Annotated in this window: 11 protein-coding genes; all 11 read right to left on the bottom strand. The window is 26.5% G+C overall.

Going from position 1 to position 13,751, the window contains the following annotated elements:
* Nucleotides 1–170 precede the first annotated feature (170 nt).
* Complete coding sequence (locus BT993_RS06015) at nucleotides 171–1,214, bottom strand: Fic family protein (RefSeq protein ID WP_072593677.1); 1,044 nt, start codon at nucleotides 1,212–1,214, stop codon at nucleotides 171–173.
* A gap of 141 nt (nucleotides 1,215–1,355) precedes the next feature.
* Nucleotides 1,356–2,915 (bottom strand): ATP-binding cassette domain-containing protein, encoded by a 1,560-nt coding sequence (locus tag BT993_RS06010; protein WP_072593676.1) that lies wholly within the window; start codon nucleotides 2,913–2,915, stop codon nucleotides 1,356–1,358.
* 188 nt (nucleotides 2,916–3,103) lie between these two features.
* A complete protein-coding gene (locus BT993_RS06005) occupies nucleotides 3,104–4,471 on the bottom strand; it encodes an L-cystine transporter (RefSeq protein WP_072593675.1) in 1,368 nt (455 codons plus the stop codon).
* Nucleotides 4,472–4,490: 19 nt separating this feature from the next.
* Entirely contained in the window at nucleotides 4,491–6,044 is a 1,554-nt protein-coding gene (locus tag BT993_RS06000; RefSeq protein ID WP_072593674.1) for a UDP-glucose--hexose-1-phosphate uridylyltransferase, read from the bottom strand.
* A gap of 8 nt (nucleotides 6,045–6,052) precedes the next feature.
* A complete protein-coding gene (galE, locus tag BT993_RS05995; RefSeq protein WP_072593673.1) occupies nucleotides 6,053–7,033 on the bottom strand; it encodes a UDP-glucose 4-epimerase GalE in 981 nt (326 codons plus the stop codon).
* Between the two features lie 75 nt (nucleotides 7,034–7,108).
* Nucleotides 7,109–8,161, bottom strand: coding sequence for an aldose epimerase family protein (locus BT993_RS05990; RefSeq protein ID WP_072593672.1), 1,053 nt, complete (start codon nucleotides 8,159–8,161; stop codon nucleotides 7,109–7,111).
* Complete coding sequence (locus tag BT993_RS05985) at nucleotides 8,158–9,318, bottom strand: galactokinase (protein ID WP_072593671.1); 1,161 nt, start codon at nucleotides 9,316–9,318, stop codon at nucleotides 8,158–8,160. The genes BT993_RS05990 and BT993_RS05985 overlap by 4 nt, the downstream gene beginning before the upstream one ends.
* Nucleotides 9,319–9,336: 18 nt before the next feature.
* Nucleotides 9,337–10,413 carry a galactose/methyl galactoside ABC transporter permease MglC gene (locus BT993_RS05980; protein ID WP_072593670.1) on the bottom strand — a complete coding sequence of 359 codons (1,077 nt, stop codon included), beginning with the start codon at nucleotides 10,411–10,413 and terminating at the stop codon, nucleotides 9,337–9,339.
* 9 nt (nucleotides 10,414–10,422) lie between these two features.
* Nucleotides 10,423–11,922 (bottom strand): galactose/methyl galactoside ABC transporter ATP-binding protein MglA, encoded by a 1,500-nt coding sequence (gene mglA / locus BT993_RS05975; RefSeq protein WP_072593669.1) that lies wholly within the window; start codon nucleotides 11,920–11,922, stop codon nucleotides 10,423–10,425.
* A gap of 57 nt (nucleotides 11,923–11,979) precedes the next feature.
* Nucleotides 11,980–12,993, bottom strand: coding sequence for a galactose/glucose ABC transporter substrate-binding protein MglB (mglB, locus tag BT993_RS05970; protein WP_072593668.1), 1,014 nt, complete (start codon nucleotides 12,991–12,993; stop codon nucleotides 11,980–11,982).
* A 47-nt stretch (nucleotides 12,994–13,040) separates the two neighbouring features.
* Nucleotides 13,041–13,751: ROK family protein (locus tag BT993_RS05965; RefSeq protein WP_143604286.1), on the bottom strand; the 711-nt coding region annotated here is incomplete at its 5' end.

Genomic DNA, 13,751 nt, shown 5'->3' with positions numbered 1-13,751 from the left:
TGTATTATCTCACAACAAATATGAGAGTCTTTAATGCTCTCATTTTTATAATTCAATTATTTTGTCAAATTTTTCAAGTAATTCTTGACCATGATTATATGTAATCACTATTACTATTTTATTTTTATACTTAATAAATATCTACGTAAATTTAAAAAAATTTCTTACAATCATATCTTAATATATTTTGTTGATTTACCACTGCCAACCTGTTTTATTTTTTGATTGTCCTGTAATTCTTTTAAAGCTCGCTCTATTGTTCTTTGTGATATATATGGACAAAGAATCATAATATCTTTTTTTGAAAGTGGCTCTAATGATTTTTGAATAACAGAAAATACTCTTTCAGGTGAAGTCAATTTTTCTTTTCCAATCATTTTAAATCTGTCATCACATTCTTCATATGCTTTTAATAAAACCCCTAGCATATACTTTATGAATGAAAGTTCATCATTTTCTGCTGTATGCCATTTTTCACTGGAGTTTTGTAATTCTTTATAATAAGAATCTTTACTTTCTTCAATAAGCATCTCTATACTAATATATCTTCCAACAAAATAACCGAACTTATAAAGTAAAAGAAGTGTCAGTATTCTACTCATTCTCCCATTACCATCATCAAAAGGATGAATACATAAGAAATCATGTATAAGTGCAGGTATCAGAATTAGTGGGGGAATATTTGCTTTTACAGCTTCTTTGTAAGCTTCCACCATTTCATCAAAATAACTTTCCGTTTCAAAACTACTTACTGGCTGAAATCGTACTTTTTTATTTCCTAAAACATCTACTTCTACAATGGTATTATCCATAGTTTTAAATTTACCCTTGTAATTTACATAAGAATAGGAATATAGTTGATTATGTAGTGTTAAAATGTCATTTTTATTAAATTCTATATAGGCATAATTTTCATGGATAATATCAAGTACATGTCTATATCCAGCAATTTCTTCTTCATTCCTGTTTTTAGGCTCTGATTTTTTATTCATCAACTCTTTAAGTCTTGAATCATTAGTATAGATTCCTTCAATAGCATTGGAAGACTTTGTACTTTGTATTTTAGCAACATCTATCATCTTCTCTAAAATATCTGGATAATTTTCTACATATAGTTCTTGCTTCCCCTTATATTCATGTATCTTTGCAATCATATGATATATATTAACGGGTAAAGATAGTTCCATAAGTTTTAAATAATTAAATTTTCTCAAAACAGCACCTCCTTTTTTCTTAGCCATTATACCATATTTGGCTATGAAAAATCAATAATGGCGAGAATAATCTCACCATTATTTTTATTTTGACGTATTAAAATTAAAAGTAATATTAGAAACTCAATAGAGTGCCCATTTTTATAATTCAATTATCTCATCAAATTTTTCAAGTAATTCTTGACTATGATTATGTGTAATCACTATTACTATTTTATTTTTTATACTTAATATGTAATCTTCTATTTTAAGTGCTGTTATTGGGTCTAAATTACTTGTAGGTTCATCAAAAATTAATACATCATAATCATTTATTAGAAATCTTGCTAAATCTATTCTTTGTTTTTCTCCAACTGAAATAGAATTATTTTTATTTTCCTTTATAAGAGTATTTAAATTTAATAAGCTGGTAATATTAGAAATATTACTATTTTTTCTACCAAGCAAAATATTATCTTCTATACTTTCATCAAGTAAAAAATCATTTTTTTGTATAAATGCAATGTGATTATATATACTCTCTGAGTTAATATCTTTTATATTTTTACCATTTATTAATATATCTCCATTATATTTATCATCAGAAAAATATTTCATAATTAATTTCATTAATGTTGATTTTCCTCTACCACTTTTACCAATTATTGCATATTTTTTATTTGTATTAAATTTGTATGAATAATTATTAAAAATAAGATTATTTTCAAAAGAGAATGTTAAATTTTGTATATCTATACTTGATATATTAGAATCTATATTTGATAATTCTAATTTTTTTTCTAAAAAAAGATTATCTATATGAGTGATAATTTCTTTTTGTGTTTTCATAAGATTCTTATAATGCCCTATTTTACTTATCGGCATAAAAACTGTATTTAAAAGTTGTATAGCCGCTAATAGCATTCCTATAGTTATATATCCTTTAATTGCAAAATATATTCCTACACTTAAACTTAATATTTGAGATATCAATGATAATGTCATTGAAAAATAATTTGATATATCTTTTGAAAATAGATAATTAAATCTATTTTTTTCAAAATCATCATCAACAACATTTGCTTTTTCTTTAAATATATATCCTAGATTTAATAATTTTATTTGTTCAAACCCATTAATATATTTAGTTATTTTTTGTAGATAATTCCTATTCTTATCATGATATATATTAGTTTTTTTAGTAATAAAATTACCTGGTAAATTTGAAAACAATATATTTATTCCTGAGATGATTATAAAAAACAGTGATAATTTAATTGAAATATATCCAAGAGCTATTATAGACATTCCTGCACTAAATATTTCAGAAAAAATTTTTAAACTTGGATTTAAATAATTTTCCAATAGTAAATCAGTATCTTTTGTAAATATATTTAAGTAATTAACCCCCTTATTATCATCATGGTTCATTAATTCAGTGTTATAAAAATTTCCATATAATATTTTCTTCAATTCATTTAGTACTTTTGTTACATACTTATTTAAAACACATGAATATAAGATTAAAGATAATATATTAAGAAATATAAATAAAGATATAATTAATATTCTATGTATTAATGTATCTGTATCTTTATTAATAGAGTCAATTATATTTCCTAATTGAATAGAAAATAGAGTTGATGTTAAACTTGCCATTATACTTAATACAATTGCCATAAAGTATAATAATCTATTTTTTCTTATTATTTTATTAAACATTCCAAAGTTCCTTTCTACTTATTATCTAATATGACAACGTAATTATATCATGATTCAATAAATATATAAAATATATGTAATAAATAAACATCATTAATAATATTAATTGTTAGTGTATTTATTATAAATGTCCAAAAAGTAATAAAAAAAAAGAGAATCTCTAAAAATTTAGAAATTCTCAATAACATTTATTCTACTTCTATTTTATTATATTTTTCTTTATCAACCTTATTTAAAATTTTACCAGTTAAAAGTCCTGAAACTATAGAACCATTAACATTTAATGCAGTTCTACCCATATCTATTAAAGGTTCTACTGTTATTAATAATCCAACTATTTCTAAAGGGAACCCTAAAGTTGAAAGAACTATAATAGCAGCAAATGTAGCTCCTCCTCCAACTCCAACAACACCTAAAGAACTTATTGTAACTATTATTATAACCCTGATTAAGAAAAATGGATCTAATGGATTAATTCCTAAAGTTGGTGCTAACATTAAAGCAAGCATAGTAGGATAAATTGCAGCACAACCATTTTGACCTATAGATGTTCCAAATGTAGCTGCCATATTTGCTATACCTCTATCTATTCCCATATCTTCTTGAGCCTTAGTTGTTAAAGGTATTGCTCCTGCACTTGTTCTTGATGTAAATGAAAATATTAATACTGTAATTGCTTTTTTAATGTAAATTATAGGTGAGAACCCAAACAATGTTACTATTATTAAATGAATAATAAACATTAATATTAAAGCAATATATGATACTATTACAAATTTAATAAGTACTGATATTTCAGCATAATTACTAGTAGATGCAAATATAGTCATTAATGCAAATACTCCATAAGGTGTTAATCTTAATACCATTTTAACCATTCTTATAACTACCTCATGACTTGCATTAATAAAATCAATTAATAAATTAGCCTGTTCTGGTTTTCTTCTTTTCATTCCTAAAATAGCTATACCAACAAACATTGAAAACACAACAACTGCTATTGTTGATGTTGGTCTTGCCCCTGTCAAATCAGCAAATGGATTTGACGGTATAAATGAAAGTACTTTATCTGATAAAGATTGAACTACAGTACCAGCTCTTTCATTTACTCTTTCTATAGCTCTTAACTCTTTTTCTCCTACGCCTGAACTTAAAATGCCAGATGCGTCTAAACCAAAACCTAAAGTTACAACTTCTGCTACAAAAGATGATATTGCTGCTGTAGTTAAAAGAATACCTATAACTAAACTTCCCATTTTTGATGCTTCTTGTGTATTACTGAGATTTATAATAGCAGATATTATAGACACTAAAATTAATGGCATTGTAATCATTCTTAATAAAGCTATATATCCTCTACTAACTATTTCAAAATACTCTTTAGATTTTGTTATTGTTTCCATATCTTGTAAATTATGTAAAACAACACCAAATAATAACCCTAGTCCTAAGGCCATAAATACTCTTATTGAAAAAGAATAACGTTTAGCTGCAAATCTATTTAAAATAAATAATACCACTAAAAATATTGTAACATTTATTGCTATATTTATCATTTATACACCATATTCATACCTACTTAATTTTATTTAAAAAGTGTATGAATCCCTTTCTTCCAACTTCATTATTTTTAAATACTCCACAATCTTCTAATACCTTTTCAAATGTTTTTCCTATAGTTTTTTCTATTAAACCATCTAAGAAATATTCATCTTTTAACATATCATTTGTAAAGTTTTCTTTTACCCAATTAATATGTTTTTGTAAATCTGTATTTTCTTTCATAATATCTAATACTTCATCTACATTTCTTAAACTCATAAATAATTGATCTAATTCTTCCATTTCATGTTTTAATCTTCCAGGTAATACTGCAAGACCCATCACTTCAATTAGTCCTATATTTTCTTTTTTTATTGAATGATGTTCTTCATGTGGATGGAATATTCCTAAAGGAAATTCCTCTGTAGTTTTATTATTTCTTAAAACTAAATCTAATTCTATCCTATCATTTTTTATTCTTGCAATAGGAGTTATAGTATTATGTCTTATTCCATTAGTATGTGAAAATATATCGTTTTCATAATCACTATAATTAATCCATTCTTGTAAAACTTTATCTGCTAAATCAATCAATTTTTCCTTATCTTCTTTTTTAGAACTTAATCTAAGTACTGAAAGAGGCCACTTAACTATACCAGCTTCTATTTCTCTATATTCTTCAAAAATTACCTTACTTGAAATTTCTGCCATTTCCATTGCAAATTTATGTTTACCTGCTTGAAAATGATCATGAGAAAGTATAGAACCACCAACTATAGGTAAATCGGCATTAGAACCTATAAAATAGTGTGGGAACATTTCTACAAATTCAATAAGTCTAGTAAATGTAGATTTATCTATTTTCATAGGTCTTACATCACCTGAAAACACTATAGAATGTTCGTTGTAATATATATATGGTGAATATTGGAAAAACCAATCTTCATTTGTTAGATTTAGCTTTAATATTCTATGATTTTGTCTTCCAGGGTGATTAATTCTTCCCATATATCCCTCATTTTCTTTACATAATAAAGATTTAGGATATGAAGACATTGATAAATTTCTTGCAAGTGCTATTTCTTTTGGATCTTTTTCAGGTTTAGATAAATTAATTGTAATTTCTAAAGGTCCATATTTACTATCAAAATTATAGCTTACATTCTTTGAAATTCTATCTGTTCTAACATAATTACTTTTTTTAGATAGATTATAGAAATATTCTGTAGCAGAATTTTTATCTTCTCTATATCTATTCCAAAATTCATTTGTAATAACAGATGTCCTTGGTAAGATTTGTCCCATAATTTTAGAATTCAATAAATCATGGAAAACTAAAATATCTTCCTTTAATCTTCCATTTTCTCCAGCCCATTTAGTAATATTATCTAATATTTCTGTTGGATATTCTATTTTTTCTATTTCTTTTAATAATTTTTCTCTTTCTTCTATACTAAATTCTGTATAATCTTCAATATCTAATATTTCTAAAACCCTATTTCTCACTAAAATCTCATCTATAGGTTCTATCATTTGATTTGTAAGTCCAAAAAGAATAATTTTCTCAATTTCTTTACATATATTCATATCTTCTCCTAGTATTTTCTATTTTGTTCCCAAAGCCATGCAGAATAAATAATATCATCTAAACTATATTCAGACACCCATTTTAACTCTGTCATTAGTTTAGTTGGATCTGCAATTAAAACGGCAGGATCTCCTTGACGTCTATCAGCTTCAACTACATTAAATTCTCTTTTTGTAACTTTTTTTACTGTATCTATTATTGATCTTACTGAAAATCCTTTTCCATTTCCTAGATTATATTCTAAAGAGATGTTTTCGTCAAACATTTTTTCCATTCCCATTATGTGAGCCTTTGCTAAATCATACACATGTATATAATCTCTTATGCAAGTCCCATCTTCCGTTTCATAATCTGAACCAAATATTTTAATACAATCTCTTTTTCCTACTGCTGTTTCTAAAATTACAGGTATTAAGTGAGTTTCTGGCAAGTGTGATTCTCCAATTAAACCATTCATATCTGCTCCAGCAGCATTAAAGTATCTTAAAATTACTGATTTTAACCCATATGCTTTTTCAAAATCTTTAAGAATAATTTCTACCATTCTCTTAGAGCTTCCATAAGGATTTATAGGGTTTTGTGGATGTGTTTCACTTATTTTTTCAGCTTGTGGTTCTCCAAATGTAGCTGCCGTTGAACTAAATACAAATTTTTTAATATTAGACTCTACCATTTGATTTAAAAGATTTATTACTTTCCCTACATTATTTTCATAATATTTTCCTGGATTAGTTACTGATTCTCCTACTTCAATAAATGCTGCAAAGTGCATAACTACATCAATTTTTTCAGTTTCAAATACCTCTTTTAATTTAGCTCTATCTCCTAAATCTCCAAGAATTAACTTTACATCTAAAATATCTGCAACTTCTTTATGACCTTTAGATAAGTTATCATAAATTATCACATTATATCCATTTTGTTTAAGTAATTTTACTGTATGTGAACCAATATACCCTGCTCCACCTATAACTAATACATTTTTCATCAAAATGTCCTCCTACATTATCTCAAGTTAGTATAAAAAACAAGAGAAAAATAAATTTTCTCTGTTTATAAATGACTATTTTACAGTTTCAAATATATATTTAATTTTTTCAAAATATGGCATAGTTGGTTTTGTCAACTTAGAATCAAAATTTTCAATATTAATTCCATTTTGATAATTTTGAGCTTCTAATGCAACCCCTAAATATCTTGTATTCTCTTTTAAATCACCAAAAGCTTTAACATCATCTAAAAAATTGCCAGTATATACTACCATACAATTTTGACTAGTTTCCACATTTAATTTTATACCTGAATATTCAGAATAAAGTGATAAAGCTATTTCCTTACTCTTATCTAATACAAAAGCATGATCATATGCACGAGTTATATCAAATTGTGAATGTGAAATATTAATTCCATCTTTAATTTTCATATATTCTCTTAAATCAAAACAAGTATTATCCACTTTTAATTTTTCTCCAGTAGGTATCATATTTTCTTTAACTGGGCAAAATTCATTTGCATTTATTTTTAATAATTGCTCATCTCCATTAACCCTTAAATCTCCTGAAAGATTAAAATAAGAGTGATTAGTTAAATTAATATATGAATTTCTATCACTTTCAGCATGTAATTCAACTAATAGTTCTGATTTTTCATTTATCATGTATCTAATATAGAATACCATATTTCCATGATGATTACCATCAAGATGTTTCCAAAAATATTCAAGTTCTATCCCTTTATATTCATTAAAAACTACAGGTTTAACATTAAAAATTTTTGATGTTAAGCTGTTAGCTCCACCATGATTTGCATGTTCTCCACTATTTATTTCTAATACATATTCTATATTATCTATAGTGTATTTACCATTTTCTATTCTACCTGATGTTGGTCCAATTATAGCCCCAGCATAACTAGGGTCATTTAAATATTTTTCAAAAAAATCATATCCTAAAACTACATTTCTAAATACTCCGTCTTTATCTTCTACAAGAATTTTAGTAATTATTCCTCCAAGATTTAAAATATGAACTTCAAATCCTTTAGAATTTTTAAGTATATATTCTATTACTTCTGTATCTCCTATTTTACCCAATATATTTTGAGAATAATTTATCATAAACTTCTTGCACCCTCACTTACATTTGCTATATAGAAATCTGCTTTAAGTCCTGTTTTTTCAAAATATTTTCTACCTACATTTTCTATAAATTCATCAACATTAACTTTTTTTACTATACTTACAGTGCATCCTCCAAAACCAGCACCTGTCATTCTTGACCCTATAACTCCATCTTCTTCCCAAGAAGCTTCAACTAATGAATCAAGCTCAATTCCTGTAACTTCATAATCATCTCTTAAAGAAATGTGTGATTCATTCATTAATCTACCAAAAGTTGTTAAATCTCCTTTAGTCAATGCCTCTTTAGCCATTAATGTTCTTTGATTTTCATACACTGCATGTTTTGCTCTTTTTTGTCTTACTTCACATTTAATTAAATCTTTATTTGCCTCAAATTCATCTATAGATAATTCTCCTAAAGCTTTAATATCTAATTTAGTTTGTAATTCTTCTAAAGCTTTTTCACACTCTGCACGTCTTTCATTGTATTTTGAATCAGCAAGTCCACGTCTTTTATTAGTATTTGATATTATTATATATTCATTTTCAAGCATTACAGGAACATATTCATAAATTAAAGTATTACAATCAAGTAAAATAGCCTTGTCTTTTTTACCCATTGCTACTGCAAATTGATCCATAATACCTGAATTTACACCTATAAATTCATTTTCTGTTAACTTTCCTAATTTAACTATATCTATAGTATCAATATCAAATTTAAATTCATCTCTTAACATTATTCCTATAACCATTTCAACAGAAGCTGATGAAGAAAGTCCAGCTCCATTAGGTATATCTCCGTAAATTAATACATCAAATCCATGATTAATATCAAAACCTTTATTTATAAATGCTTTAAACATACCTTTAGGATAATTTACCCAATTATGCTTTGGTTCATTAACTAAATTATCTATATCAAATTCTATTATACCTTTTTCTTTGAAATTTTCAGAATAAAATCTACATTTTCTATCTTCTCTTTTAGCTACTAGAGCAATAGTTCCTCTATCTATAGCACAAGGAAACACATTACCACCGTTATAGTCTGTATGTTCTCCAATTAAATTTACTCTACCAGGTGCAAAATATCTACTTTCATAATTTTTACCAAATAATTCATTAAATCTGTATTCTATAACTTTTAACATAATTATCCTCCACAAATATTAATTTTTCTTTTTGTATTTTAACATATCTATTCCTACTGCAACTATTATTATTAAACCTTTAATAATATATTGCCAATAAGGGTTTACTCCTATATATGTTAATCCATAATTAATCATTGTAAATATAATAACCCCTGCTACTACTCCAGAAATTTTTCCAACTCCTCCTGAGAAAGATACTCCTCCAACAACACAGGCAGCAATTGCATCTAATTCATAAAGATTTCCTAAATTATTTGATGCAGACCCTATACGAGCTGCTTCTAAAAATCCACCTATTGCATACATTATCCCTGATATTATATATACTAATATTAAAGTTTTAGTAACATTTACTCCAGATACTTTAGCAGCTTCTGGATTTCCACCAACTGCAAAAAGATTTTTACCAAATACTGTTTTATTCCATACAATCCACATTACAAATATTGCAATTAAAGCATAAATTATTAATTTTGGTATGTATAACTCTCCTATTTCAATATTTCCTACTATACTTGAATATGAACTACTAAATCCAGCAATTGGTGTTGAACCTGTATAATCAAAGTATAAAGAGTTAGCTCCATAAGCTATAATCATCATACCCATAGTTGCAACAAATGGTACTATATTAAATTTAGAAACTAAAATTCCGTTTATAAGACCTATTGTAGCTCCAATAAGAATAACTAAAATTAAAGTGATGAATATAGTTACAAAGGCTGGTTCATCTGCAAAACCTAAAGCTTTTGCTAAAGATGAGAATAAACCTTTAATTCCATGATATTCTTCTATAAACTTATACACCTTATTTGGATTAGCTATTGATTGTAAAAGTGATGCAGTTACTAACCCTGCTATACCTATTTGTCTACCAGCTGAAAGATCAGTACCTTGTGTAACTATTATACCAGCTACTCCTAAAGCTATAATCATTTTAACTGAAGACTGAGTTAAAATATTAATAACATTTCTAAATTTTAAAAATGAAGGTTCTTTAATTACTATTACTACAAATAAAAGTAATAGTACTAAATAAATTCCACCATTAATAAATAATGATTTTAATTTTTTTATTTCTTCGTTGTTCATTATATCCTCCTATAAATACATTGCAGTTAATTTAAGTATTTCTTCTTGAGAAGTTTCTCTCGTATTTACTATTCCAGCTACTCTACCATTACTCATTACTACAATTCTATCTGTAATTCCAAGTAATTCAGGCATTTCAGATGAAATCATGATTATACCTTTACCTTTTTCAGCAAGTTCTATCATTAATTGATAAATTTCAAATTTAGCTCCAACATCTATTCCACGTGTAGGTTCATCCATCATTAATATTTCTGGATTAGTTAATAACCATCTACCTATAATTACCTTTTGTTGATTCCCTCCTGATAAATTACCTATACTTTGAAATTGAGATGGTGTTTTAACTTTCATAGAATCAATTACCCATTTAGTATCTTTTTCTACCTTTTTATTATTTATCAATCCAAATTTAGTATAGTTCTTAACATTAGATATTATTGAATTAAATCTAATATCTAACATTGAAAATATTCCAGTAGCACGTCTTTCTTCAGTAACAAGTGCTAAACCATTTTTTGTTGCTTCCTTAGGTGAAGTAATTTTTATCAATTTATCATGAATTTTAATATCCCCTAAATAATTACCACGTAACCCAAATATTGTTTCAACTACCTCAGTTCTCTTAGAGCCAACAAGACCTGCTATTCCTAATATTTCCCCTTTATGTAAATTAAAACTTACATCTCTTAAATCCTTATTTGTAAGTCCCTCAATTGACATAATTGTGTCTTCTGGCTTACTAGTTTTAACTGGAAATCTATTGCTTAAATCTCTTCCAACCATTAAGTTAATGATTTCATCTGTAGTTAGTTCTTTAACACTTTCAGTAGCTACCCATTGTCCATCTCTAAGTATAGTTATTTCATCACATATTTCTTTAATTTCTTCCATTTTATGTGAAATATATACTATTCCTATTCCACTACCTTGCAATTTCTTTATTATACGGAAAAGATGATGTACTTCATTTTCAGTTAATGAAGAAGTTGGTTCATCCAAAATTAAAACTTTAGAATTGTAAGAAACAGCCTTTGCTATTTCTAACATTTGCATTTGTGAAACACTTAAAGTGCTAACTTTTGCTTTAGGATTTATATTAATATCTAAATTTTTAAATATTTCCAATGTATCTTCATACATTTTTTTCTCATCAACCATACCATATTTAACTGGATATCTTCCAAGCCAAATATTATCCATAACATTTCTTTGGAGAACTTGATTTAATTCTTGATGAACCATTGAAACTCCATGTTCTAAAGCATCCTTAGAATTTATAAAATTAATAGGTTTCCCCTCTAATTTAATTTCACCCTCATCCTTTTTATATATACCAAATAAGCATTTCATAAGAGTTGACTTTCCAGCCCCATTTTCTCCCATTAGTGCATGAACACTATTTGGTCTTATTCTTAAATTTACATTGTCTAATGCTTTTACTCCCGGAAATTCTTTAGAAATTCCGTTCATCTCTAAGACATATTCAAAATTTAAGTTTTCACTCATCCATTCCACCTCATTTTTTAAAAAAAGCCACATTACAGTGGCTTTTTTATATATGTTTTATTTTTTAAATTCTTTGTAGTTATCTTTATCTACACCAACATAAGGTACTCTAACTGCTTTATCCACTAATTTCCATTCAGTTCCTTCTGTAGGTTCTTTACCATTTGCAATATTATTTGCAAGTTCTAATATAGCTCTTGCTTGTCCTGTTGCATCTTGAAGTACTGTTCCAACCATTTCACCTTTTTCAATTAATGTTAATGCTTCTTGAATAGCATCAACACCAAATACTGGTAATTCTTTTTTAACTGCTTTTATTGATTCAACTGCTCCTAAAGCCATTCCATCATTATTAGCTATAACAACTTCAATTTTATTAGCATTAGGTCCTGATAACCAAGCGTCCATTTTATCTTTAGCTTGAGCTGCATCCCAGTTAGCTATATCTTTATGTAATTCTTCAGTTTTTAAACCTTTTTCATTTAAATATTCTATAGAATATTTAGTTCTTGCCTCAGCATCAGGTTGTCCAGGTTCTCCAAATAACATAACATATTGAATTACTCCATCACCATTTAAATCATATGCTGGGTTAGCAAGCCAAGCTTTTTCAATAACTTGTCCTTGTAAGATTCCAGAATCTTTAGGTGTAGTTCCTACATACCAAGCTTTATCGTAAGAATTTAAAGCTTCAACACCTGGATCTTTATTAAATAATACTATAGGTATATTTGCAGATTTAGCTTTATCTATAACTGCTTGTCCTGCTGTTGGATCAACTAAGTTAATTACTAAAACATCTACACCTTTGTTTATTAATACATCTATTTGATCATTTAAAACAGATTGAGAATTTTGAGAATCATTATTTAATAATTCTATGTTTGGATATTTGTCTTTAGCTATAGCTATCATATCATTTCTCATACCCGCTAAAAAGTTGTCATCAAATTTGTAATACGTAACTCCTAAAGTAATTTTTTTGCCTCCATCAGTAGATTCAGCTTTTTTACTACCACAAGAAAGTACAAAAGTTAATAGTACTAATATCATTGTAAGTAATCTTTTCATTTTTCTCACCTCTAAATAATTTTTTTATTAATCACTATATTTATAGTTTAAAGTGTAAATATTTTCTGTCCTGAAAATAGGTTCATAATTACCAAAAAAAGAGAGCCATACTTTTCAATATCATCGCCAAATTCTGTTGTATAAATATTAACTATACTTTCAAAACTAGGAGTTCTCATTAAATCTATACCTTTTTCAAAATTCTTTAAAAATACATTTTTTGCATGGAGAATATCTCCCGCTATAATTATATTTCCTATGTCTAAAACATTTAAAATATTTCCTACTGTACTTCCAATTTTAATACTAGCTTCTTTTACTATAGATTTATATGGTTCTTCTCCATTTGATGCTTTTTCAAATATATCTTTGTATGTAATATACTCATTTTCAAGTTCTATACCTTGTCTTTCAAATTCCCAAATAACTTTATTTCTTATCATTTTAGAAGAATATTCAGTTTCAAGACAACCAAATTTCCCACATTGACATTTAATATTAGATGTAGGATTTACAACAAAATGTCCTATTTCTCCAGTACAGAAATTAACACCCTCAAATATTTTATCATTTATCATTATTGATGAACCTATTCCATCTTTAATGTATATATACATAACATTTGAAAGTTTTCTAGTTCTATATATTTCTGCTTTTAACATAGACCTTACATCATTATCAACTATAACTGGTAAATTAAACTTATTTTCTAAATACTCTTTTAATTTTAAATTATTCCATTTAAGATGTGGAGAAAA

This window comes from Streptobacillus ratti, from assembly GCF_001891165.1.
Taxonomy (GTDB): domain Bacteria; phylum Fusobacteriota; class Fusobacteriia; order Fusobacteriales; family Leptotrichiaceae; genus Streptobacillus; species Streptobacillus ratti.
This window is presented reverse-complemented; position numbering and strand designations above follow the sequence as displayed.